The organism is Roseococcus sp. (assembly GCF_965227005.1).
In the GTDB taxonomy this organism is placed as follows: domain Bacteria; phylum Pseudomonadota; class Alphaproteobacteria; order Acetobacterales; family Acetobacteraceae; genus Roseococcus.
The window spans coordinates 58,019-81,205 of sequence record NZ_CBDDFJ010000008.1 but is presented as its reverse complement, the minus strand read 5'-3'; the positions used below and the strand labels follow the sequence as shown (position 1 = coordinate 81,205).

The following is a 23,187-nucleotide window of genomic DNA, read 5'->3' as shown; positions in this document are numbered from 1 at the left end:
CCGAACAATGGGGGGCCATAGACCCTTCGGGGCGATTACTGAACTCTGCCCCGGGGCGCAAGCATGACCAGGCAGAATCCATCTGACCGCCCAACCGCCTGGGGCTCTGGCTCCCTGGCTCCCCATTTATCCGATACGAGACCGATCCATGCCGAATAGCGCAACCGAAACGACGAGCAGCTGGAAGCGACAAACGGCGCTCCTGGTCATACTTTGCTGCGCCACCGGCCTCTATTCCCTGTGGCGCGGAACAGACGCGAATTGGGACCTCAGGAATTACCATCTTTATTCCGCCTATGCCTTCCTGAACGGCCGCATCGGTTTCGACATCGCGCCCGGCCAGCTGCAGAGTTATTTCAACCCACTGTCCAACCTGCCGATCTACGCGCTGGTCCGCCTCCTGAACGACCACCCCCGGGCGGTTGCCTTCCTAATGGGTGCTCCAGCCGGGATCTATGCCTTCGCGTTGAGCGGCATCAGCCTGCTGATGGCCCGATGGGCCTTCGGGCCGGGCCTCATGGCGCCACTTGCCGCGATCGTCGCGACCCTGGCCGGCATGACGGGCGCCGCCGTAATGCCCGGCATCGGCATGAGCGCCAATGACGTGGCGATCGCCACCTTCGTGATGCTGGCGCTCTGGGCCGTGCTGCGAGCCGCCGAGATCGGGCCGCAAGCCTTCCCGCGGATCTGGCCCATGACCGCCACGGCCGGCTTGCTGGCCGGCGCGGCCCTGGGGCTCAAGCTCACCAACATCATCTATGTAGCGCCCCTGGGACTCACGATCCTGGCCTTCCTTGGGCTACGCCACGCCATCATTGCCGCGACGGGAATGGTGGTCGGCTTCATCGTCTGCTGGGCGCCCCAGGCGATGCTGCTCTGGCGCGAATTCGGCAACCCCGTCTTCCCGCTCTACAACGACATCTTCGCCTCGCCGGACTATCGGCGCGCGGGTATCGCCGATCTGCGCTTCCTGCCGCGCAGCACGTTGCAGGCGGTCTTCTATCCCTTCTATTGGCTGCGGGAAAATGCGGAGATGGTGACCGAGCTGCGCATGCGCGACTCCCGCGTCGCCATCGGCTACCTGGCAGCCCTGGTCCTGATCGTGGATCTTCTGCGCCACGGCCTCCACCAGGCCTGGAAGAACGAGCGGCCGACCCTCATTCTCCTGTGCTTCAGCGTGATGACCTATGTGATCTGGGTCCGCCTCTTCGGCATCTACCGCTATCTTCTCGTCCTGGAGAGCCTTTCGGTCGTTCTGGCGATGCTGGCCCTGGCGCGCCTGCTGGCTTCGCGGAAGGTTCTCGCTTTCGGTTCCTTCGCAGGGCTCATGCTCCTGGCGTCCCTCACCACGCAGCGGCCCGACTGGGGCCATGTTGCCTATGGCGCGCGGGTCGTCAGCTTCGATCCTGTGCCGGACGTGCCCGCGGGTTCGATGCTGATCATGATCGGCGACGAGCCCATGAGCTACGTCATCCCCTTCCTGCCGGCGGATATCCGGGCGCTGGGCCACGCAAACAACCTGATGCGACTCACCGACGACCACGGCCTGGCGCGGCGCGGACGCGAGGCCCTCGCCGGCCATACCGGACCGATCCGCCTGCTAGCCCAACCCTCGCTGACGCCGGACGCCATCGAGGCCAGCCTGGCGCCGCTCGGGCTCCGGCTGGGCGCCTGCAGCCTGCTGCGCAGCAATATCGAGCCTGGCGGCCACCGCCTGTGCGAGCTGTCTCGCACAGGCGGATGATCGCCCTCAGCCGAGCCGCGCCGCCGCCATCGGCGAGACCCAGGCCAGGCCGCCGCCCACGAAGACCGCCGCGAGCGCGCCTTCGGGCGTGACCAGGGTGAGGTCTCCGCGCAGCCCGGTCGCGATGCGGCCGCGATCCTTCAGCCCCAGCGCATCGGCGGGGTTGGTCGAGACGAGCGCCCAGGCCTGGGCGATGTTCATCACCCCGCGCGCGGCCATGCGGAAGGGCGCGGCGAGCAGGGCGGGCCAGTGGTAGTCGCTGGCCAGCACGGTCACGAGGCCGCGTTCGGCCAGCGGCGCCGCGCTGGCCCAGCCGAGATGGCTGCCGCCGCGCACCACGTTGGGCGAACCCATGACCACCGCCTCGCCGGCCTCGCGCGCATTCACCGCGACGGGCTCGGTGATGGGGAACTCACAGATGCCTGCGCCGAGCTCGCGGAACAGCGCGCGGTCCTCGAGATTCGCATCGTCATGGCTGAGCATCGGAATGACGGCGGATTTCGCCGCCGCCGACAGGCGGGCGCGAGATTCGGGGATCTCCCCGCGCCGCGCGAAGGCGGCTTCGGCGCGCGCTCGGAACTCCTCCTCGCTGACCCCCGCGCGGCCGGCATATTTGCCGAGCTCCTTCGGATTGCCGAGCTTCCGGCGGATGCTGGGCGTGTGGTCGTTGAAGCCGAGCAGATGCGCCTCGCCCGCCTCGATGGCGGCGAGCGCGGCCGGCTCGGCCTCGAAGTTGTCGGCCTCGAAGCGCAGATGCACGCGCATCTCGGGGCCGGGCGGCGGGTTGCGCAGCGCGGCGAGCGTCTTCTCGAAGGAGGTCAGCGAGCGCAGCCCCGGCTCCCAGGAAAGCGTCACGCCCAGATAGGCCGTGGTGATGCCCGAGGCGAGGAGCTGCGCCGACGCGTCGCGCAGGGCGAAGTCGGCGGAGAAATCCACATTGGGGCGCGGCTGGAGCGCGCGCTCATGCGCATCGCCATGGATGTCGATGAGGCCGGGCATGACCAGCAGCCCGCTTGCGTCGAAGGCGCGCTCGGCGCCTTGGCCCTGCGCGATCTTTCCCCCGGCCAGCGTCACGTCGCCGGCCGTCATCGCGCCCTCGCGCAGGGCGTGACCGCCCGTAATGGTCCAGGACATGCTCAGGACTCCACGACCAGCTGCGCGCGGCCGGCGGCATAGCGCGTGAGGGTGGCGTCCACGGGACGCCCCTCGGAATCGACATTGACCGCCTCGTTGATCAGGACGGGACGTGAACGGGATTGCTGCAAGGCTTCGGCTTCCTCGGAACTGGGCATACGGGCGGTGATGCGCGTGATGCGGCGGCGGTAGTCGGGCACGCCGGACTCGGCCAGCGCGCGGGTGATGGACGGATCCTCGCGCAGCAGCGCCATGATCCGCGGAAAGCGTTTGGCCGGGAAATGGTGCGCGCCTAGCGCCACCGGGCGGCCATCGGCCATGGCGATGCGCTCCGCCAGCACGACCAGGCTGCCGGGGCGGACTTCCAGAAGCTCGGCGATGCGCGGCTCGGCGGGGATCTCGGCCAGGCGCAGCAGCCGGCCCGCCGGCTCGCGATTCTGGGCGCGGATGATGTCGCTGAAGCGCGTATGCGGGCCGAGCGGATAATCCAGCACGTCCTCGGCGACGAAGCTGCCGCGCCCCTGCTCGACGCGCACCATCCCCCGCCCCTCCAGCTCCTCCATGGCGCGGCGGATGGTGTGGCGGTTCACGCGGAAGCGCGCGGCGAGCTCGGCCTCGGTGGGCAGGCGCTCGCCAGGGGCATGTTCGCCGGCCTTGATGGCCGCCTCGATGGCCGCGCCGATCTGCCGCCACAGGGCAATTCCGGCGCCTCGATCCAGCGCGGTTGTCGTCGGTGTCACGGAAGCTTCAACCAACTCGCTACTCCGGGATGGCAGTTTCGTCTTGACCATACAGGGTCAGACGTTTAGTCGTCTATACCAATGATAGACCGTTCCGCATGGATGTCTATCCTCGCCCGAGCCTCGGCCGAGGATATGGAAAGCAAGCTGTCGGGGGTCCCGCCCCTGCCGGTGCATCGGGTCATACGTGGCCCGGAAATCGGCCTCACCATGCTGCGCGGCCGTGCCGGCGGCGATGGCGCGGCCTTCAACCTCGGCGAGGCGACCGTCACGCGCTGCTCGGTGAGCCTGGGCGATGGCACGCTGGGCCATTGCTGGCGCCTCGGCCGCGACCGCCGCGCCGCCGAACTGGCCGCGACCCTCGACGCAGCACTCCAGCAGGAGTCCCTGCGGCCCACGCTGGTCGAGGCCGTGATCGAGCCTCTCCGCGCCACCCAGGCCGAGGCCGCCGCGCTCACCGCGCGCCGCGCCGCCGCCACCGAAGTTCGCTTCGCAACCCTGGCGACCATGCGATGAAACCCGCCTTCACCGACCCCGTCTTCGGCGCCCAGGACGCGTTCCGCGCGCTGATGGACGCCATGTCCCGTCCCGGCCGCATCCAGCGCTGCGACGTGCTGCCCGACCTGCCCGCCGCGCTCGCCCCGGCCGCCGCCGCCGCCCTGCTGGCGCTGGCCGATGCCGAGACCCCCGTCTGGACCGACGCCACCGGCGAGGCGCGCGAGTGGATCGCCTTCCACACCGGCGCGCCCTTCGTCGCCGATGCCGCCCGAGCGCAGTTCCTGCTCGCGACCGGCGCCATGCCGAAACTCGCCATGCTGGACGCCGGCTCCGACGAAACGCCGCAGGACAGCGCCACGCTGATCCTGCAGCTCGAAGCCTTGGCCGAGGACGCCGGCTGGCGCCTGACCGGCCCCGGCATTGAGCATGAGCATCGCCTCCAGGCGACCGGCCTGCCCGCCGACTTTCCCGCGCAATGGGCCGCCAACCGCAAGGGTTTCCCGACCGGCGTGGACGTCGTCCTTTGCGCCGGCACGCGCCTCGCGGCCCTGCCCCGCTCCACCCGTATCGAGGAGATCGGCTGATGTATGTGGCCGTGAAGGGCGGCGACGCCGCCATCTCCGCCGCCCACGCTTGGCTCGCCCAGCGCCGCCGTGGCGACGAGACCCTGCCCGAGCTTTCGCCCGCGCAGATCGAGGAACAGCTCGGCCTCGCCGTCGACCGCGTGATGGCCGAGGGCTCCTGCCACGACCGCGCTCTGGCCGCGCTCGCCATCAAGCAGGCACGCGGGGACCTGATCGAGGCCGCCTTCCTGCTGCGCGCCTATCGCAACACCCTCTCGCGCTTCGTCGCCTGCGAGCCGATCGACACCGGCGCGATGCGCGTCCAGCGCCGCATCAGCGCCACCTATAAGGACCTCCCCGGCGGCCAGGTGCTGGGCCCGACCTTCGACTACACCCACCGCCTGCTCGACTTCGCTCTGGCCGCCGAGGGACTGCCCCCCGCCGAGCCGGAGGAGGCCGAGGCCGAGAACGCCACCATGCCCCGCGTCACCGAGCTCCTGGCGCGCGAGGGGCTGATGTCCCGCGATGCGGCGGGCGGTGACGAGGCCCCGGCGGATCTGACGCGCGAGCCCCTGCCCTTCCCCACGCCGCGCCCGCTGCGGCTCCAGTCGCTGGCGCGCGGCGACGAGGGCTTCCTGCTCGGCATGGGCTATTCCACCCAGCGCGGCTACGGCAACGCCCATCCCTTCGTGGCCGAGCTGCGCATGGGCGAGGTCGAGGTGATGCTGGCCCCCGCCGAGCTGGGCTTCACGATCTCCATCGGCGATATCACCGTCACCGAATGCCAGATGGTGAACCAGTTCGCCGGCAGCAGCAGCAAGCCGCCGCAGTTCACGCGCGGCTATGGCCTCGCGATGGGCCATGGCGAGCGTCGCGCCATGGCGATGGCGCTGGTGGACCGCGCGCTGATGGCCAAGGAGCTCGGCGAGGAGGCCACCGCCCCCGCGCAGAACGCCGAATTCGTCCTGCTCCACGCCGACAACGTCGAGGCCACGGGCTTCGTCGAGCATCTGAAGCTGCCGCATCACGTCGACTTCCAGAGCGAGCTCGAGAAGCTCCGCAGCATCCGCGCGCGCTGGCAGGCCGATCGCGATGCCAACCCCTTGGCGGAGGCCCCCAGCCTGGAGGCAACGATATGAACGCGATCTCTCCCCGGAACGCACCGGAGAACGCCTACAACTTCGCCTATCTGGACGAGGCGACGAAGCGGATGATCCGCCGCGCCATCCTCAAGGCCATCGCCGTGCCGGGACACCAGATCCCCTTCGGCGCGCGCGAGATGCCGCTGCCCTATGGCTGGGGCACGGGCGGCATCCAGGTGACGGCGGCCATCCTCGGCCCGCGCGACGTACTGAAGGTCATCGACCAGGGCGCGGACGACACGACCAACGCCGTCTCCATCCGCCGCTTCTTCGCCCGCGTGGCGAATGTCGCGACGACCACGCGCACGGCGGAGGCGACCATCATCCAGACGCGCCACCGCATCCCCGAGCGTCCGCTCACCGAGGGCCAGATCATGGTCTTCCAGGTGCCGATGCCCGAGCCGCTCTTCAAGCTGGAGCCGCGCCTGGCGGAGACGCGCCGGCTGCACGCGCTGGGCGACTATTCGCTGGCCCAGGTGAAGCTCTACGAGGACATCGCGCGCCAGGGCGAGAGCGGCAGCAGCTACAATCACCCGGTGATGGTAGGCGGGCGCTACCTGATGTCGCCCTCGCCCATTCCGGGCTTCGACAATCCCAAGCTGCACAACTCGCCGGCGCTGATGCTCTTCGGCGCGGGACGCGAGAAGAAGATCTACGCGGTACCGCCCTTCACAGCGGTGGAAAGCCTCGATTTCGACGACCATCCCTTCAAGCCGATGCGCGCGCCGCATCGCTGCTCGGCCTGCGGCAGCGCCGACAGCTACCTCGACGAGATCGTCGCCGACGACCAGGGCGGGCGCATCTTCGTCTGCTCGGACACCGATCATTGCGCGGAGACCCAGGGACTATGAGCGCCCCCCTTCTGGAAGCCGCCAACCTGCATCTGCGCTTTGGCGCGGTCCGGGCGCTGGACGGCGTGAACGTCGAGATCTTCCCCGGCGAGGTCGTCGCCATCGTGGGCGAGAGCGGCTCGGGCAAGTCGACGTTGCTGCGCGTCCTGGCCGGCGCCATGGATGCCGAAGCCGGCACCGTGCTCTATCGCGATGCGGAGGGTGAGGCGCAGGACATCCACGCCCTCAGCGAGGCCGGGCGCCGCAAGCTGATGCGCAGCGACTGGGGCTTCGTGCACCAGAATGCGCGCGACGGGCTGCGCATGAGCATCTCGGCCGGCGGCAATGTCGGCGAGCGGCTGATGGCGGCGGGCAACCGCAACTACGGCGACATCCGTGCCCAGGCCGCCGATTGGATGGCCCGCGTGGAGATGGACCCCGCGCGCATCGACGAGGCGCCGCGCAACTTCTCGGGCGGCATGCAGCAGCGGCTGCAGATCGCGCGCTGCCTCGTCACCAATCCCCGGCTGGTCTTCATGGACGAGCCGACGGGCGGCCTCGACGTCAGCGTGCAGGCCAAGCTTCTCGACCTGATCCGCGGGCTGGTCTCGCAGCTCGGTCTCGCGGTCTTCTTCGTCACCCACGACATCGCGGCGGCGCGGCTCCTGGCCCACCGCATCGTCGTGATGCGCCATGGGCGCGTCGTCGAGGAAGGCCTTGCGGACCGCGTGCTGGACGATCCGCGCCACGCCTATACCCAGCTCCTCGTCTCCTCGGTGCTTGCCGCATGATCCCCGCCATCGACGTCCAGGCCCTCGCGAAGGGCTTCACCTTGCACCTGCAGGGCGGCATCGGCTTCCAGGTACTGAAATCCGAGGCGCTGACGGTCATGCCCGGCGAATGCGTGGCGCTGACCGGCCCGTCCGGCGCCGGCAAGTCGACGCTGATGCGCTGCCTCCAGGGCAATTACGGCGCGGATGCGGGGCGGATCATGCTCGCCCATCGCAGCGGCCAGGCCGATCTCGCCGCCGCCGATGCGCGGCTGGTGCGCGAGATCCGGCGCGAGACGCTGGGCTATGTCTCGCAATTCCTGCGCGTCATCCCCCGCGTCTCGGCCCGCGACGTGGTGGCCGAGCCGATGATCGACCGCGGGATGGACCCCGAGGAGGCCCGCGAGCGGGCGAGCGCCCTGCTCACCCGCCTCAACCTGCCCCCGCGCCTGCATGGCCTGCCGCCCGCCACCTTTTCGGGCGGCGAGCAGCAGCGCGTGAACCTCGCCCGTGGCTTCGCGCCCGACTATCCCATCCTGCTGCTGGACGAGCCCACGGCGAGCCTCGATTCCGCCAATGCCGAGGTCGTGATCGGCCTCATCGCCGAGGCCAAGGCGCGCGGCGCGGCGCTCGTGGGAATTTTCCATGACATCGAAGTCCGCGATCGGGTCGCGGATCGCCTCCATCAGGTTCTCCCCCTAGAAGAAGCGGCATGACTGAAACCATCTGGACCAATGCCCGCCTCGTCCTGCCCGAGGCGGTGATCGACGGCACCATCATCCTCCGCGACGGCCGCATCGCCGACATCCAGTCCGGCAATTGTTCGTCTCCCGCCGCCATCGATTGCGGGGGCGACATCGTCATCCCCGGCGTGGTGGACGTGCATACCGACAATCTCGAGCGCCAGGTCCTGCCGCGCGCCAATGCCCGCTGGCCCTCGCGCTCGGCCTTCGTCTCGCATGACGCGCAATGCGCCGCCGCCGGGGTGACGACGGTGCTGGATGCGCTGTGCCTGGGCGATCTCGGCTTCGACCAGGGCCGCGACCAGACGTTCCGGGACGGCGTGGAGGATCTGACGGCCATGGCGGCCTCGGGCCTCATGAAGTCCGAGCACCTGCTGCATCTGCGCTGCGAGCTGCCGGCCCGCGACATGCCCGGCGCGCTGGAGCCCGTGGCCCAGCACCCGCTGATCGCCATGGTGAGCCTGATGGATCACTCGCCCGGCATCGGCCAGTACCGCGACCTGCCCCGCTACCGCGCCATGCGCATCCGCCAGACGCGCATGACGGATGACGAGGTGGAACGCCGCATCGCCCAGCTCCAGGAACAGCGCGCCGAGCTGCGGGAGAAGCAGCGCGCCTGGGTGCTCTCGCTCTTCGCCGGGCGCGACATTCCGCTCGCCAGCCACGACGACGAGGAAGCCGGCCAGGTCCGCCGGAATGCCGAGGACGGCATCCGCGTCGCCGAATTCCCGGTGACCATGGAGGCGGCCGTGGAGGCCGCGCGCATCGGCGTGGGCGTGATCGGCGGGGCGCCCAACATCGTCCGCGGCGGCAGCCATTCGGGCAATGTGGCCATCATGGATCTGGTTCGCGCCGGGGCGCTGGACGTCATCGCCAGCGACTATGTGCCGCCGGCGATGATCGAATCCGCCTTCATCGTCGCCGAGGAGATCGGGCTGGCGAAGGCCATCGCCATGATCACCTCCGCGCCGGCGGCCATGTGCAAGCTCGCCGATCGCGGCGCGCTCGCGCCGGGGCTGCGGGCGGATCTCGTGCGCGTCACGAAGCACGACGCGATGCCCGTGGTGCGCCAGGTGTGGCGCGGCGGCGAGCGCGTGGCCTGATGCGGCGCGCCGCCGTCTATTTCGCGCCCGACCTCGACGATCCGCTGCACGCGGCCGCCAGCGCCTGGCTCGGCCGCGATGCCGAAACGGGCGCTGAGGTCGCGCAGCCGGGACTGCCGGAGATGGCCGCCATCACCGCCGATCCGCGCGGCTATGGCTTCCATGCGACGCTGAAGCCGCCCTTCCGCCTCGCGACCGGCCCGGCCGAGCTCGTGGCGGATGTGACGCGCTGGGCCGCCGCCATCGCGCCCTTCGAACTGCCGCCGCTTTCGGTGCAGGACCTCAAGGGCTTTCTCGCGCTGCGCGAGACCGCACCCTGCCCGGCCCTGCATGCTCTGGCCGACAGCGCCGTCGAGGCCCTCGACGCGCATCGCGCCCCGCCCACCGAGGACGAGCTGGCGCGCCGGCGCAAGGCGAAGCTCAGCGCGGCGCATGAGGCGCTGCTGCTGCGCTGGGGCTACCCTTATGTGATGGGGGAGTGGCAGTTCCACATGACGCTGACGCGCCGCCTCACGCCCGAGGAGCGCGCCGTCTACCTCCCCGCCGCCGAGGCGCATTTCGCCGGTATCGCAGGGGCTCCACGCAAGGTCGGGACGGTCTGCGTCTTCACGCAGGCCGCCCCGGGGGCGCCCTTCCTGATCGCGGAGCGGATCAGGCTGGGCGGTTAGGCCTCAACGCGCCGGCGCGGCGGGGGCAGCGGGAGCGGCGGGGGCAGCGCGCTCGCCACGCTCGCCGCGGTGGCCATGGTGACGGTCATGCCGGCCATGACGCGGAAGTTCGTCGCGGGTCACGGCGCCGTCGCCATTCGCGTCCAACGCCCGGAAGCGGGCCTGGGCGAAGGGCTGGATCTCCGCCAGCGTCACGATGCCGTCGGAATTGGCGTCGAGGCTACGGAACATCGCGCTGCGCATAGCCTCCATCCGCTCCGGCGTGGGGCCCCCGCGCCGGCCGTCACGACCTTCGGGCCGGCCCTCGGGCCGATGGCCCATCCGCAGGGTGCTGAACTCCTGAAGCGTCAGCCCTCCGCTGTGGTCGGCGTCGGCGGTGTTGAAGCGGGCGGTGATGAAGGTCCAAGCCTCATCCCAGGTCACGCGGCCATCGTGATTGGCGTCCATCAAGGCGAACAGGCGCCCGCCGGGGGCCGGTGCGGCCGGGGCGGCTGCGGTAGGGGCGGTTGCGGTAGGGGCGGTTGCGGTAGGCGCCGCGGCCGCAGGGGGCGCAGCGGGTTGGGCGAGGGCCACGCCGCTGCCGAGCAGCGCCACGCCGAAAGCCAGGGTCTGGGCCAGTCTCATGGGTCTTCTCCATCGGCGGCGACACGAAATGCGTCCCCGTTGTGAGAGAAGATGGGGCATCGATGTAACACTCGCGTGCCAAAATGGGCCGCTTTGCGTGAGGAAATGTGACGGGCCAACACGGGAGACGGATCGGATTCTCTGCCGGAACGGGCATTCTCCAGGCGATCCTCTTGGGGATATCATGGCGACGGGTAGGGCGGAGCAGGGAACCTTGGACGCGGACCACCTCTGGCGTGCGGCGACACCGGCCGACCTCCCCGCCATCGCCGCGATGGCGGATCAGGTCCACCCGTCCTTTCCGGAGGATCCGGCCATCTTCGCCGAGAGGATGCGGCTTTATCCGGATGGGATGCGCCTTCTCGAACAGGAGGGGCACGCCTGTGGCTATCTCGTCAGCCACCCCTGGCATGCGGGCGCGGTGCCGGCCCTGAACGCCCTGCTCCATCGCCTCCCGCCGGATGCCGACACCTTCTACCTCCACGACCTCGCCTTGCTCCCAGCCGCGCGGGGCAGCGGCGCCGCCCGCGCGATCGTGGAGCAGATGGCGGAGCATTCCCGCGGCCGGGGCCTCGCTTCCATGAGCCTGGTGGCGGTGAATGGCTCGGTTCCGTTCTGGCAACGCCTTGGCTTCAGGATCGAGGACTGCCCGGCCCTGGCGGAAAAGCTCGCGAGCTATGAGGACGCGGCTCGCCTGATGCTGCGCAGGCTCACATGACCCGCCCCCACCAGGCAGCCCCACGATCCGGACGACCCGCCGGATGCTGAACGCGGAACGCTTCGCCGACGATGCTGGTTATCGGGATCTCCTGGCGCATCTTCCGCCGGGCACGGCGGCCGAGGTCGACGAGGCGATGGGCCAGCCGCACCGGCGCTACCACACGCGATGGCATCTGGGCCGCATGTGGCGGCTTCATCGCGAGCAGGGGCGGGATGCGTGGTCGGAGAGCCTGATGTGGGCCATCGCCTATCACGACATCGTCTACGAGGCGGAGAACGCCCCGAAGCGGAACGAATTCGAGAGCGCCGCGTGCTTCCTGAGAGCCGCCCATACCGGTGGGCTGGGCCTGGAAGCGGCTGCCCGCATCACGGGATGGATCCTCGCCTCGGCGGATCACCTCGGCGCCGGCACCTTCATCGCGCCCGATGGCGATCCTGTCGGGACCTGGTTCCTCGATCTGGACCTGGAACCCCTGGCCTCCGAGGCCTTCACGGACAACACCGCCTTGATCCGGGAGGAGTTCCGGCACGTCCCGGACGAGGCGTTCAAGCATGGCCGGAGCGCATTCCTCGCGGGCATCCTCGAGCACCCCGCGATCTTCCGCACGGATGCCGCCGCACGACTCGGATGGGAGGCCGCGGCGCGCCGGAACATCGTAGAGGCATTGCTACCCCGCCCGTAAACGATCGCGCGGCCGGTTTTCCAGGATTGGCGCCATGAATTCGAAGAACATATCCGTGAATGTCCCGGATATCAGGACACCACCGACCGGAATTTCTGCCTTATCTTTCAGATCTCAATAGATTCTGATCGCATTCCTAAGAATTTGTATTGCTACGGCAAAATGTAAGACTGTCGGCGAAACGGCATATGCGCTATATTTTCGTCCCTTAGTCGAAAGGTTGCGCATGGCCGATGAGATGAAGACAGCCGCCATCGCGGCGAAGGCCACCTTCACCGCGCGACCCGGGCAGATGAAGCTGCTGCAGAACGTCGCGGCGTTGCGTGAGGTCGCGGGCGGGGCGTCCGGCATCTGCTACGGTCTGGCCTGGGTCTGGATGGAAGCGAAAGCGAAGGGCCAGACCGACGCATTGTGGGGTGCCCTGGGCTCAAATCAGGAAAAGCCCAACACCCTGAAGGCCGCGCGCATCTACTCGGTCACGCAGCGCCTTGCGGACAAGCACGATCAATCGGCCGCGCTGTGCCAGATGAAGGTCGCGCGCGATGCCGAGGACGAGCACAAGACGAGGAACGATCTCCGCTGCTCCCTGCCACAAGACATGCTGACCCTGGCGACTTGGATGGCAGCCGCGAAGGGCACGCGGTATTTCCTGATCGAGACGGGCGAGCGCGGACACGCCATGGCAGGCGCTGGAAGCAAGTTCGGCAATCTTGAATTCTACGATCCGAATTTCGGCGTCGTGAGCTGCTTCAAGGCGACCACGATGGCGAAGTTCTTCAGCGCCTATTTCGCCAAGGAGCGCATCAAGGATGCGTATTTTGTGTCTCCGAAGTTTGCGCTGGACGTGATCAAGGTGAAGACGGCGTAGACGCCGCCTGGGCGGGTCCCGCATTCATGAAACCAGGCAGAACGGGTCGCGGCCCCATTAAGCGAGGCTAAGGAACGCCCAGGAAGCCTTCATAACGATGCCGTAACTGGACAGGGTTCACGGGCCAATTCATAGCGGGTCGGTCATCGGGGCGCGAACATGGTCTTCCTGTGGAGAGAGCGCGGTTGGGCGGCGCCATGCCTGGCAGCTCTTGGCTTGTTCGCTCCGATGCTCTTCCTCGGTGGAATTGAGGCACCTGGGGTCGAGAAGGGAATGGCCCTGGGCCTGGCGGTGGCCGCCGTTGCTACCTTCTGGCTCGGCCTTCGCTGGAACCGCGACCGCAAGCCCGGTGAGCGGACGCGGCACTCTTTTTGGTTTGTGCCGCTCCAGTTCTGGGCCATCCCGATGATGTTATTTGCAATTCTGGTAGGGATACAGGTGGTCAAGACCAGCCCGGACCGGTCCAGTCTCCAAGCGACAATTCCGGCAACCCATCAGAAATAACCGAGGGGTCGGCAGGCCCTCGCCACGGGCCTCGAAGGCGGAAGGCTGCCTCACCTTATCCACGCTCCAGGAAGATCGGAGGTTCGGCGGAGGTTCTTCGTTTTGAACCACGTCACGATCCGATCCGTGTTGCTGAACTGGCCTTTGCGCGGGCACAATCGCTACAACCGCTGGGCCAAAGCCGCTGTCTGGCTGCGGATCTTCGAAGCTCTTTCCGCCGCCTCGCCCCAGTCGCTGCACCTGATCGACAGCTCCATCGTCCGGGCTCACCAGCACGCGGCAGGCGGAAAAAAGGGGGCGAAGATCACGCCATCGGTCGTTCTCGTGGAGGACTGAGCACCAAGATCAACGTCGTAGTCGACCAGGACGGCCTGCCGCTGCGCATCGTCCTCTCCGCCGGCCAGGCCTCCGACAAGGCGGCAGTCGCGGCCTTGATCGAAGGCTTATCTGGTCGCATACGGGGAGCGCGGGCGGGGCTTCATCGAATGCCACCACACGAGACCCCTTCACACGCTTCGGCCCGGCGACAAAACGAAGATCGCAGACCTCGTTCTCGTCTGCTCCAATTGCCATTGGATGTTCGGCTCTTTGATCGTGGATTATCGGCAGGGCCGGTTAGTGTTCGACTGGAAGCATGTCACATCAGGCTCAAAAGCCTACTCCAGGGAGGACCACTTCAATGGGGGCAGGCCACAACAACAAGATCGGGAATAAAGATCCGGCGTGTGCCAGCATCCTTTGCTCTCATTGCCCGGGTCCGAGCGCTTTCGCTGCATAACATCCGAGGTGCTGTGATCACGATCATGTCAAATTTTTCCAAAGGTCCGCGCAGGCTTTCGATCTGCGGCAGAATCTTCGGTACCATCATGATCTTCGCGCTGGGTGCCTTTTCCACCAAATCCGCCTCGGCGGAGGAAGTGGTTGCGAACAACACCTCGGCTGTAACCCAGGCCGTACTTGGTATTATGAGCTATGTACGCTGGCCGTCGGATCCAGCGGAGTTACACCTTTGCGTACTGGCTGACGCAGCCTATGCCGGCGGCCTGCTTGCAGCATCTCACCGCGCTGCCAACCGGCCAGTCACAGCCAAGCGCATCGCCATAGAGAGCCAGACGCTGACCAGCGCCTGTCATGTCGCCTTTGTCGGGCGAACCAGTCCGGCGGAGCATGGTCGGGTATTTTCCCGCCTTACTGGCCTTCCGGTTCTGACTATTAGCGAAGACGACCCATCCTGCTCAGCTGGCAGCATGTTCTGCCTGACTGTCGGAGGGGGGCAGATCTCATTCCAGGTCAATCTCGATGCGATTGCCCGTAGCGGCTTGCGCGTTCACCCCAGCGTGCTTCGTTTAGGACAGCGGCGGGGAGTTTCGCCATGAGCAAACCCACGCTTCGGTTACCCACACTTCAGGCGGTGCTGCGGCGGGCGCATCTTGGTATCGTGCTTTTTGCTGTCATGACCGTCGGTATCACGCTGACGGTCGCAGGCCTGGTCGCACTGCGCGTGCATGCCGAGCAGAACTTGGCACTGATCGCTCGCTCCATGCGCTACACCGTCGAGGCTTCCGCCGTGTTCCGAGATCCGGTGGCGGCCGAGGAAGCGATCGCGCTGATTGCCAATGCGGAGGAGGTTGCCGAAGCGAAAGTCGTGCTCCACGACGGAAGAATTCTGGCGACCTGGGCGCGGCCCAGTGGCAGCAGCCTTGCGACTTGGCTGGAGCAGCGCCTTGCAACTTTGCTGAACCCACCCACGGTCGTGCTTCCCATCGTCCACGAAAGTGCGCCGATTGCTAATCTGATTGTTCGCGGCCATATCGGCGCGACCCTCAACTTTCTAATATCCGGGCTTGGTGGCCTTGCGCTGTGTTTGGTGATCAGCGCGGGCGGCGCGATCTACTTGTCGCACCGCATGCGGCGAACCATCGTCAAACCTCTCGAGGCTCTGGCCGGCCTGGCGCATGCGGTGCGTCAAGACCGAACATTCAATTTGCGGGTCCCGCCTGCGCCGATCGTGGAGATCAATTCGCTCGGGGATGATTTCAACGCCTTGTTGGATGAGTTGGAGGTTTGGGACAAACGCCGTCAAAAAGAGAACGATTCCCTCGCTCATCAAGCCTCTCATGACACCCTCACCGGGCTGCCGAACCGAGCGCTCTTCGTCCGCCAACTCACCCATGCCATCCAGGATGCACGGGTGACAGGACATCGGGTCGCGGTATTGTTCTTGGATTGCGATAAATTCAAAGAGATCAATGACCGCCGGGGGCATGCCGCAGGGGATGCTGTGCTGGTGGCCATCGCGGAACAACTTCGGGCGATTCTTCGCGCTGATGGCCTGGTCGCCCGCTTCGGTGGCGACGAGTTCGTCGTGCTGCTGACCCAAATGCGCCGGATGGAAGACGCCACCCGCGTGGCTGACAGCGTTGTTGCCCGCATGGATGAGCCAATCACTTTGCCTTCCGGCGACAATATCACCGTATCGCTGAGCGCCGGGATCGCCGTCTTTCCTGACCATGCGCAAGACGCGAGCGTCTTGATCCATCTGGCGGATTCGGCGATGTACCGTGTGAAGCGCGTACAACGGGGCGGGTGGCAAACCGCCAGTACCCAAGAGGATGCTGATGCCAAGGAAGAATCGGGAAATTAGGTGCTCCAGACGAGCGCTTCTCGTGGTCCTGCCGCTTGGGCTACTCGCCGCCTGCCAGCAGCGTCCAGGCCTATCCGCCGAACAGATCGCGGTGCTGAGGCGCGAGGGGTTTGAACTGACCGGCGATGATTGGAGCCTCGGCTTAAGCGACCGCATCCTTTTCGCCAGTACCCGTGCCGAATTGGCGCCCGCGGCGCTCGGAACTGTCGAACACCTTGGTCGCACGCTGCGCGGGGTCGGCATCTACCGACTGCGGGTGGAAGGCCATTCCGACAGTTATGGCGATGCCGCCTACAACGAGCAGCTCTCTCAGCGCAGGGCGCAGGCGGTCGCCGATGTGCTAATCGGCATTGGCCTGCGCCAGGAGGATGTCGTGGTTCAGGGGCTTGGCAGCCGCGTCCCTTTACCAGGCCTGAGGTCCAACGAGAATCGACGGGTCGCCATTATCGTTCCCAATCAGTGATGCAATCTTTTCTCCCCAACGACGGCGGCCCGTTACTGCATCACCTTTGTGCATCGAGCGTGCCGCAGCGGCTCCAGCAGCCTCACCGTTTCTGTAATCAGCGTCTGTGCGTCGCGAGTGGACTCGCGCGGCTCGGTTGTCCTGCCGAGTTAGCTGCGACGCCTATCCAACGCGCATCCCCGTGAAGGCCATAATCCATGCGCCCAACGCAATGCGGGAAACTTTTCCAGGGCGAACGGCCGTAAGGATCGCAACGGCGTCAGCGTCGTCATAGGGAAGCTTCTTAGCGCTCTCGCCTTTGTCCAAGCGGAGCCCGAGACAGGGATTGGGGCCGGGCAGAACATCATCCGCAATTGCCCCGGCGAGCGGGCCACTCACATGGCTAAACGGACACGCCGGCTATGCGGAGCGCCTCAGCTGTGTGGTGCTCCACGCGGCTTCTGATGCGGGCAAGCTTTTCGGCGGGCTGGGTCGCATCCTCGGGGCCGGGGCTGAAAAGATCACTGTCCTCCCCGCCCATGTCGAAGGCGGCATCTCGCCGCGCCCAATCAAGCCAAGTCGCCGCGATTTCATCGGCACGCTCCGGCGTGACGGACACGGCATTAGCTAGACGGTGCCATTCGGCCTGCATCGCCGCCCACTTCGCGAGGGTAGCGGGCCAGATGTCGCGGACCTCCGCAGGGTCCTTCGTTTCCAGGGTCCACTTCACGGCGTCCCGCGCCGGCCGCCGCTACAAGCCCGCGAGGCACGCGCTGGCGGAAGTAGTAGCCACCCGTTTTCGGGTGCTTCCAGGGTTGCGACATCGAAAGAACCGCCATGGCGTGTGTACCACCTCTGTGTACCACCAGATGCCTTCTAAGTCGCTGATTTCGCGATAAGCCACGGAAACCACAGGCTTCCGGGCGTGCGTATGCCGGGTGTCGGGATTGAACCGACGACCTACCGCTTACAAGGCGGTTGCTCTACCGCTGAGCTAACCCGGCGCGCCTGCGGTATCTAAAGCAGCACGGCAATGCTTGCCAGCGTGCCCCGCCCGCGCTTCATGGCGAAATGCGCTCCCATCGTCACCGGCCCCGCCCCAATTCGGACGCCAGCTCCCCCCCTGAAGGCGGCACCTGGCTCTACGGCATGCATGCCGTCTCCGCCGCTTTAGCCAATCCCGAACGGCGCCTGCGCCGCCTTCTGGTGACCCGCGGCGCCGAGGCGGAGCTGGCCGAACGGCTCTCGCCGCCCTGGCGCGTCGTGCCCGAAATCGTCGAGCGCCCCCGCCTGGATGGGCTGCTGCCGCCCGATTCGATCCACCAGGGCGCCGCCCTCCTGGTCGAACCGCTGGAAGCGCCGCCCTTGGAAAGGCTCCTGGAACAGACGACCGGCCCGGTCCTGGTGCTCGATCAGGTGACCGATCCGCGCAATGTAGGCGCCATCCTGCGCTCGGCCGCGGCCTTCGGCGCCGCCGCCATCGTCGTGCAGGACCGCCACGCCCCGCAGGAGACCGGGCTGCTGGCCCGCGCGGCCTCGGGCGCGCTCGAGGTCGTGCCCCTCGTGAGGGAGGTGAACCTCGCTCGTGCGCTGGAGATGCTGAAGAAGTCGGGCCTCTGGGTCGTCGGGCTGGAAGCGGCGGGGCCCGTCACCTTGGCGCAATCCGGCCTGATCGGCCGGCGCGTGGCCCTGGTGCTCGGCGCCGAGGGCGAGGGCATGCGCCGCCTGACGCGCGAGGGCTGCGACGAATTGGTCCGGCTGCCCATCAAGCCCGCCATGGAGAGCCTGAACGTCTCGGCCGCCGCCGCGGTCGCCCTTTACGAACTCGCCAGGGAGTGAAGCATGAGCGCCGCGCAAACGATCCTCGAGACACGTAGGGCCAGGCGAATCCTCGCCCCCCTCGGCGCGGCGAGCCCGAAGACGTCCGCGGAGGGCTATGCCCTCCAGCTCGAGGTCGCCCAAGCCCTGAGCGCCGTGCCGCCGGCCGGCTTCAAGATCGGCGCCATCGCCAAGCAGATGCAGGACTATCTGGGCCTGCACGACCCGGCCGCCGGCTTCGTCCCCGCGAGCAGCCTCAACACGGACGGCGCGACCCTGCCCTTCGCCGACTTCCTTGCCGTGGGCGTGGAATGCGAGATCGGGGTGCGGCTCGGTGCCGACCTGCCCTTCGGCCCCACCAGCCGCGCCCAGGCCGAGGCCGCCGTGGCCGAGGTCTTCCCCGCCATCGAGATCGTCGAGCGGCGCTATGGCGACCTCGCCGAGATCGGCACGCCCACCCTCATCGCCGACCAGTTCTTCCATGCGGCCGGCGTCCTCGGCGCGCCGCATCCCGACTGGAAGAGCCTGGACCTCGGCGCCACGCGCGGCGAGATGACGGTCGATGGCGTCTCGGTCGGCTCCGGCCATGGGCGAGACCTGCTGGGCCATCCGATGGAATCTCTGGCCTGGCTCGCGAATTCCGGCGCGGCCGAGGTCTTCGGCGGGCTGCGCAAGGGCCAGGTCGTCTGGCTCGGCTCGGTGACGCCGCCGATCTGGCTGGAGGGCCCCTGCACGGTCGTCGTGGCCTTCGAGGGCCTCGGGAAGGTCTCCCTCCGCTTTTCCTGAAAGCCTTTGTTAAGACGAATCGCTTTAGATACGCATGCCCGGCGGTCTGCCGGGCTTGAACACCACCGCCAGAAGGGCGGGCAGAAGGATGAACCATCCCATGCCTCCCGACTGGACGGAGATGCCCGACGAGCTCCAGCTCGTCCTGGCGCGTGAAGCCCTGCGCCGCGCCGCCGAGACGCTGGCCGAGCATGCCGATCTGCTGGCCCTGGAGATGGAGGGCGGCGCCCTGAACGATCGCGGCGGGCCGGACGCGCTGCGGCTCTTCGCCTCGGTCGTGCGGGCCACCAATCTGGACGGGCTGGGGCCGGTCGGGCACGCCTGACTTCCCATTCCCGCGGGCAACGTCATCCTCGGGCCATGCAGTCCTTCGATATCCTGGTGATCGGCGGTGGGGTGAACGGCGCGGGGATCGCGCGCGACCTCGTGGGGCGCGGGCATTCCGTGCTCCTCGCCGAGCAGGGAGACCTCGCCCAGGCCACCTCCTCGGCCTCCTCCAAGCTCATCCATGGCGGGCTGCGCTACCTGGAGCATTACGAGTTCCGCCTGGTCCGCGAGGCCCTGGGCGAGCGTGAGGTGCTGCTGCGCCTCGCACCGCACATCATGTGGCCCCTGCGTTTCGTCCTGCCGCATCGGCCGGAGATGCGGCCGCGCTGGATGATCCGGGCGGGGCTGTTCCTCTACGACCACCTGGCCAAGCGCGTCTCGCTGCCGGGCGCCGAGGCCTTCCGCACCGCCGCCAACCCCATGGGCGCGGCGCTGAAGCCGGAAATCACCCATGCCTTCGCCTATTCCGATGGCTGGGTGGAGGACAGCCGGCTCGTCCTGCTGAACGCGCGCGACGCCGCCGCGCGCGGCGCCGATATCCGCACCCGCACCCGCTTCGAGGACGCCACCCGCCACGCCGACCATTGGACGGTGACGCTGCGCGGGCTCGACGAGCAGGCCCAGCAGTTCCGCGTGCGCGGCATCGTGAACGCGGCGGGGCCCTGGGTGCAGGGCGTCCTGGACTCGGCCCATGCGCGAAAGCCGGGCGCCGTGCGGCTGATCCGCGGCAGCCACATCATCCTGCCGCGCCTCTATGAGGGCGAGCACGCCTTCATCCTGCAGAACGACGACCGCCGCGTGGTCTTTGTCATCCCCTATGAGGATCGGTTCAGCCTCGTGGGCACCACCGACGTGCCGCATGAGGGGGATCCGGCCCACCCCGTCTGCACGCCGGAGGAAGCGGAATATCTCTGCGCCGCCGTCTCGCGCCAGTTCCGCCGGGCGATCACGCCGGCCGAGATCGTCTGGACCTATTCGGGCGTGCGCCCGCTCTTCGACGACGGCGCGGCCGACCCCTCCTCGGTGACGCGCGACTATGTGCTGAAGCTCGACACCCAGGCCGCGCCGGTGCTGAGCGTCTATGGCGGCAAGATCACGACCTTCCGCCGGCTCGCCCAGGAAGCCGCCGGCAAGATCGGCCATGCGCTCGGCCGGGAGGGCACGGCCTGGACCTCGGGCGCGGTGCTGCCGGGCGGCGAGCTCGGCGGGAAGAGCCGGGCGGAATTCGCGGCCGAGATGGCGCGCGCCCTGCCCTTCCTCGATCCGGCGACCCTGCCCCGCCTGGTCCGCACCCATGGCAGCGACCTCCCGAAGGTCTTCGCCAAGGGCACAGGCGCTTTGCTGCCCGCCGGCCTCACCGAGGCCGAGCTGGACTGGATGAAGCGCGAGGAATGGGCGCGCACGGCCGAGGACGTGCTCTGGCGCCGCACCAAGCTCGGGCTGCACATGACGCCCGCCGAGAGGGACGCGGTCGCGGCCGCGATGGGCTGACGCGCCCGCGGTTGATCATCCTCGACTTCGACGGCACCCTGGCCGACAGCGCCCCCTGGTTCGCCGGAGAGCTCAATGCCGTGGCCCGGCGCTTCGGCTTCCGCGAGGTCGACAGCGTCGGGATGGGGCGGATGCGCCGGATGGACACGGCCGCCATCCTCCGCTTCCTGCGCGTGCCGGCCTGGAAGCTGCCTTTCATCGCCCGGCACATGCGCCAGCGCGTCGCCGAGGATGCGGCCGCCATCCCGCTCTTCCCCGGCACGCTCGCGCTGCTGGAGCGCCTGGCGGAACAGGCGCCGCTGGCCGTCGCGAGTTCCAATTCGGAAGCGAATATCCGCCGCATCCTGGGCCCCGGCGCGGCGCGGATCGGCCGCTACGCCTGCGGCGCCTCGCTCTTCGGCAAGGCGCGGAAGTTCCGGCGGCTGATCCATGCGGCGGGTGTCGAGCCCGGCTCGGTGCTCTGCATCGGCGACGAGCTGCGCGACATCGAGGCGGCGCGGGCCGTGGGCGCGCGCTGCGTCGCGGTCGCCTGGGGCTATGCCGATCGCGCGGTCCTGGTCGGCGGGAGGCCCGATCTCGTCGCCGACGAGATGGAGGCGCTGCCCGCCGCGCTTCATCGGATGGGCTGGCCGGGGACGCCCCCTGCCAGCCCGGGAGGCTACTTGCCGTAGACGCGCTTGGCCTCGGCCGCGCTGACGAGGCCGTCGGCCACGTCGCGCTCGACCAGAGCAGCGTCGCGCTCCTTCGGGTCGCCCATGCCGCCGCCGCCGGGCAGCAGCAGCACGAGGTGGCGGCCTTTGGGGATCACCTGGAAGCCCTTGGTGCGCAGGACCGTGCCGTTGTCGTCATCCAGCCCGACCCAGCCGCCCGCGCCCATGCCGCCGCCGAAGCGGCCCTTGGGCGCATTGGCCACGCGGTCGAAGATGGCGTTCACGGCGAACTCCGCGTTCTTCTTCGCGCCGATCTCCATGATCTGGCCGAAGCCGCCGCGCGTACGGCCGGGGCCGGCGCTGTCGGGACGTAGCTCCTTGCGCCAGAAGATCACGGGCGCGACGTTTTCCGTCGCCTCGACGGGCATGGTCCGCACGCCCGAGGGGAAGGCGATGCCGTCCAGACCGTCCTTGGTGGGACGCGCGCCGGTGCCGCCGGAGTTGAAGGTGATGATCTCGAAGTCCTCCACCTCCGCATTCTGGCCGGAGACCTGCGAGCCGCCGCGCAGGGGCGGGTTCCACAGCGCGGAGCTGCCCTCGGCATTCACCTTCTCGGGCACGGCCTGGCCCAGGCAGCCCATCATCAGGTCGGGCAGCAGCTGGCCCACCACGTGGCGGACGCTGACCGGATAGGGCCGTGGCGCATTGAGGATGCAGCCCTCGGGGATCTCCATCACGAAGGGCGAGAGGCTCGCCCAGTTGTTCGGGATCTCGGGGGCCACGACGCATTTGATCCCGAAGCAGGAATAGGCGCGGCAATAGGCGGGCGGCACGTTGATGCCGCGCGTGGAGAGGCCCGACGTGCCGGTGTAGTCGACGATGATCTCGTCGCCCTCGACGCGCATGGCGGCCTTCAGCGTGACCTCGAACTCATAGCCGTCCGACTTGATCCAGGACTCCCAGACCTGGCCCTTGGGCAGTTTTCTGATCTCGGCCTGGGTGGCGGCGAGGCTGCTGTCGAAGATGAACTCCGCCAGCTCGTCCACGCCCTCCATCGCATACTCGTCCATCATCTCGACGAGCCGCTTGGCGCCGGCGTCGTTGCAGGCGCAGAGCGAGTAGATGTCGCCCTCGAGCTCGACCGGCGTGCGGCTGCCGACGCGGATGAAGTCGAAGAAGGTCTCGTTGGGCGCGCCCTGGTCGAAGCACTTCACGATGGGGATGTAGAGCCCCTCCTCGAAGACCGAACGGCCCTCAGGGCCCATGCCGAGGCCGCCGATGTCGATGATATGGGCGGTATTGGCGAAGAGGCCGACGATCTTGCCGTTGCGGAAGGCGGGGGTGACGACGGTGAGGTCGTGCAGGTGCCCGGTGCCGAGCCAAGGGTCGTTGGTGATGTAGTGGTCGCCCGGCTTCATCGTCGCGGCTGGGAACTTGTTCAGGAAGTGCCCGACGCTCTCCATCATGGAGTTCACATGGCCCGGCGTGCCGGTGACGGCCTGGGCCAGCATGCGGCCCTTGAGGTCGAAGATGCCGGCCGAGAGATCGCCCGCCTCGCGCACCGTGGTGCTGAAGGCGGTGCGGATCATGGTCTGCGCCTGTTCCTCGACCACCGCGATGAGGCGGTTCCACTGGATCTGACGATGGATCTTTTCGAGGGCGTTCATCAGTTCATCTCCGATCGCAGGAGGGCGG

At 68.0% G+C, this 23,187-nt stretch carries 28 protein-coding genes and 1 tRNA gene; 23 read left to right on the top strand and 6 right to left on the bottom strand.

What is annotated here, in order from left to right; genetic code table 11:
- The first annotated feature begins 148 nt into the window (after positions 1–148).
- A complete protein-coding gene (locus ACO057_RS03940) occupies positions 149–1,744 on the top strand; it encodes a hypothetical protein (RefSeq protein ID WP_421989047.1) in 1,596 nt (531 codons plus the stop codon).
- A gap of 6 nt (positions 1,745–1,750) precedes the next feature.
- On the opposite strand, the gene ACO057_RS03935 is transcribed toward ACO057_RS03940, so the two are convergent.
- The gene (locus tag ACO057_RS03935; RefSeq protein WP_421989046.1) at positions 1,751–2,878 is read right to left on the bottom strand and encodes an alpha-D-ribose 1-methylphosphonate 5-triphosphate diphosphatase; all 1,128 of its coding nucleotides are present in this window, start codon (positions 2,876–2,878) and stop codon (positions 1,751–1,753) included.
- 2 nt (positions 2,879–2,880) lie between these two features.
- Positions 2,881–3,618: a phosphonate metabolism transcriptional regulator PhnF gene (gene phnF / locus ACO057_RS03930; RefSeq protein ID WP_421989045.1), complete on the bottom strand. Its 738-nt coding sequence runs from the start codon at positions 3,616–3,618 to the stop codon at positions 2,881–2,883.
- Positions 3,619–3,699: 81 nt separating this feature from the next.
- Between phnF and phnG the strand changes: the two genes are divergently transcribed.
- The 8 genes from phnG to ACO057_RS03890 are packed head-to-tail and all read left to right on the top strand — an operon-like array spanning position 3,700 to position 9,935.
- A complete protein-coding gene (gene phnG / locus ACO057_RS03925; protein WP_421989044.1) occupies positions 3,700–4,134 on the top strand; it encodes a phosphonate C-P lyase system protein PhnG in 435 nt (144 codons plus the stop codon).
- On the top strand, positions 4,131–4,700 hold the full coding sequence (gene phnH / locus ACO057_RS03920; RefSeq protein WP_421989043.1) for a phosphonate C-P lyase system protein PhnH: 570 nt from the start codon (positions 4,131–4,133) through the stop codon (positions 4,698–4,700). The genes phnG and phnH overlap by 4 nt, the downstream gene beginning before the upstream one ends.
- Entirely contained in the window at positions 4,700–5,818 is a 1,119-nt protein-coding gene (locus tag ACO057_RS03915; protein WP_421989042.1) for a carbon-phosphorus lyase complex subunit PhnI, read from the top strand. The genes phnH and ACO057_RS03915 overlap by 1 nt, the downstream gene beginning before the upstream one ends.
- Positions 5,815–6,672, top strand: a complete 858-nt coding sequence (locus tag ACO057_RS03910; protein WP_421989041.1) for an alpha-D-ribose 1-methylphosphonate 5-phosphate C-P-lyase PhnJ — start codon at positions 5,815–5,817, stop codon at positions 6,670–6,672. The genes ACO057_RS03915 and ACO057_RS03910 overlap by 4 nt, the downstream gene beginning before the upstream one ends.
- On the top strand, positions 6,669–7,442 hold the full coding sequence (gene phnK, locus ACO057_RS03905; protein WP_421989040.1) for a phosphonate C-P lyase system protein PhnK: 774 nt from the start codon (positions 6,669–6,671) through the stop codon (positions 7,440–7,442). The genes ACO057_RS03910 and phnK overlap by 4 nt, the downstream gene beginning before the upstream one ends.
- Entirely contained in the window at positions 7,439–8,137 is a 699-nt protein-coding gene (phnL, locus tag ACO057_RS03900) for a phosphonate C-P lyase system protein PhnL (protein ID WP_421989039.1), read from the top strand. Before phnK ends, phnL begins: the two co-directional genes overlap by 4 nt.
- Positions 8,134–9,267, top strand: a complete 1,134-nt coding sequence (locus ACO057_RS03895) for an alpha-D-ribose 1-methylphosphonate 5-triphosphate diphosphatase (protein WP_421989038.1) — start codon at positions 8,134–8,136, stop codon at positions 9,265–9,267. The genes phnL and ACO057_RS03895 overlap by 4 nt, the downstream gene beginning before the upstream one ends.
- Positions 9,267–9,935 (top strand): DUF1045 domain-containing protein, encoded by a 669-nt coding sequence (locus ACO057_RS03890; RefSeq protein WP_421989037.1) that lies wholly within the window; start codon positions 9,267–9,269, stop codon positions 9,933–9,935. The genes ACO057_RS03895 and ACO057_RS03890 overlap by 1 nt, the downstream gene beginning before the upstream one ends.
- Before the next feature lie 3 nt (positions 9,936–9,938).
- Here the strand turns inward: ACO057_RS03890 and ACO057_RS03885 are convergent, their stop codons facing one another.
- Positions 9,939–10,559, bottom strand: coding sequence for an EF-hand domain-containing protein (locus tag ACO057_RS03885; RefSeq protein ID WP_421989036.1), 621 nt, complete (start codon positions 10,557–10,559; stop codon positions 9,939–9,941).
- Between the two features lie 214 nt (positions 10,560–10,773).
- Here ACO057_RS03885 and ACO057_RS03880 point away from each other — a divergent pair, with 214 nt between their 5' ends.
- The 9 genes from ACO057_RS03880 to ACO057_RS03840 all read left to right on the top strand — a co-directional run bounded on the left by ACO057_RS03880 (position 10,774) and on the right by ACO057_RS03840 (position 16,441).
- Positions 10,774–11,277, top strand: coding sequence for a GNAT family N-acetyltransferase (locus tag ACO057_RS03880; RefSeq protein WP_421989035.1), 504 nt, complete (start codon positions 10,774–10,776; stop codon positions 11,275–11,277).
- Between the two features lie 43 nt (positions 11,278–11,320).
- Positions 11,321–11,962: a hypothetical protein gene (locus ACO057_RS03875; protein WP_421989034.1), complete on the top strand. Its 642-nt coding sequence runs from the start codon at positions 11,321–11,323 to the stop codon at positions 11,960–11,962.
- 226 nt (positions 11,963–12,188) lie between these two features.
- Positions 12,189–12,830, top strand: a complete 642-nt coding sequence (locus ACO057_RS03870; protein ID WP_421989033.1) for a YopT-type cysteine protease domain-containing protein — start codon at positions 12,189–12,191, stop codon at positions 12,828–12,830.
- A gap of 228 nt (positions 12,831–13,058) precedes the next feature.
- Positions 13,059–13,334: a hypothetical protein gene (locus tag ACO057_RS03865; protein WP_421989032.1), complete on the top strand. Its 276-nt coding sequence runs from the start codon at positions 13,059–13,061 to the stop codon at positions 13,332–13,334.
- A 102-nt stretch (positions 13,335–13,436) separates the two neighbouring features.
- Entirely contained in the window at positions 13,437–13,670 is a 234-nt protein-coding gene (locus ACO057_RS03860; RefSeq protein ID WP_421989031.1) for a hypothetical protein, read from the top strand.
- A 111-nt stretch (positions 13,671–13,781) separates the two neighbouring features.
- Positions 13,782–14,048 carry an HNH endonuclease gene (locus tag ACO057_RS03855; RefSeq protein WP_421989133.1) on the top strand — a complete coding sequence of 89 codons (267 nt, stop codon included), beginning with the start codon at positions 13,782–13,784 and terminating at the stop codon, positions 14,046–14,048.
- Between the two features lie 77 nt (positions 14,049–14,125).
- The gene (locus tag ACO057_RS03850) at positions 14,126–14,710 is read left to right on the top strand and encodes a YfiR family protein (RefSeq protein WP_421989030.1); all 585 of its coding nucleotides are present in this window, start codon (positions 14,126–14,128) and stop codon (positions 14,708–14,710) included.
- Positions 14,707–15,978 (top strand): diguanylate cyclase domain-containing protein, encoded by a 1,272-nt coding sequence (locus ACO057_RS03845; protein ID WP_421989029.1) that lies wholly within the window; start codon positions 14,707–14,709, stop codon positions 15,976–15,978. The genes ACO057_RS03850 and ACO057_RS03845 overlap by 4 nt, the downstream gene beginning before the upstream one ends.
- 22 nt (positions 15,979–16,000) lie before the next feature.
- Positions 16,001–16,441, top strand: coding sequence for an OmpA family protein (locus tag ACO057_RS03840; protein ID WP_421989028.1), 441 nt, complete (start codon positions 16,001–16,003; stop codon positions 16,439–16,441).
- 382 nt (positions 16,442–16,823) lie between these two features.
- Here ACO057_RS03840 and ACO057_RS03835 read toward each other — a convergent pair whose 3' ends face one another.
- Together ACO057_RS03835 and ACO057_RS03830 are read right to left on the bottom strand one after the other, a co-directional pair.
- Positions 16,824–17,150 (bottom strand): hypothetical protein, encoded by a 327-nt coding sequence (locus tag ACO057_RS03835; RefSeq protein WP_421989027.1) that lies wholly within the window; start codon positions 17,148–17,150, stop codon positions 16,824–16,826.
- 202 nt (positions 17,151–17,352) lie between these two features.
- A tRNA-Thr gene (locus ACO057_RS03830) sits at positions 17,353–17,424 on the bottom strand.
- 67 nt (positions 17,425–17,491) lie between these two features.
- Here ACO057_RS03830 and rlmB point away from each other — a divergent pair.
- The 5 genes from rlmB (at position 17,492) to ACO057_RS03805 (ending at position 21,513) form a co-directional block, all read left to right on the top strand.
- Complete coding sequence (gene rlmB / locus ACO057_RS03825) at positions 17,492–18,259, top strand: 23S rRNA (guanosine(2251)-2'-O)-methyltransferase RlmB (RefSeq protein ID WP_421989026.1); 768 nt, start codon at positions 17,492–17,494, stop codon at positions 18,257–18,259.
- A gap of 3 nt (positions 18,260–18,262) precedes the next feature.
- Complete coding sequence (locus tag ACO057_RS03820) at positions 18,263–19,024, top strand: 2-keto-4-pentenoate hydratase (RefSeq protein WP_421989025.1); 762 nt, start codon at positions 18,263–18,265, stop codon at positions 19,022–19,024.
- Between the two features lie 100 nt (positions 19,025–19,124).
- Entirely contained in the window at positions 19,125–19,349 is a 225-nt protein-coding gene (locus ACO057_RS03815; RefSeq protein WP_421989024.1) for a hypothetical protein, read from the top strand.
- Between the two features lie 35 nt (positions 19,350–19,384).
- The gene (gene glpD / locus ACO057_RS03810) at positions 19,385–20,842 is read left to right on the top strand and encodes a glycerol-3-phosphate dehydrogenase (protein WP_421989023.1); all 1,458 of its coding nucleotides are present in this window, start codon (positions 19,385–19,387) and stop codon (positions 20,840–20,842) included.
- 11 nt (positions 20,843–20,853) lie between these two features.
- Entirely contained in the window at positions 20,854–21,513 is a 660-nt protein-coding gene (locus tag ACO057_RS03805; protein ID WP_421989022.1) for an HAD hydrolase-like protein, read from the top strand.
- Here the strand turns inward: ACO057_RS03805 and ACO057_RS03800 are convergent.
- The gene (locus ACO057_RS03800; protein WP_421989021.1) at positions 21,501–23,159 is read right to left on the bottom strand and encodes a hydantoinase B/oxoprolinase family protein; all 1,659 of its coding nucleotides are present in this window, start codon (positions 23,157–23,159) and stop codon (positions 21,501–21,503) included. The two genes, ACO057_RS03805 and ACO057_RS03800, sit on opposite strands and share 13 nt — an antisense overlap.
- Positions 23,160–23,187: the final 28 nt, after the last annotated feature.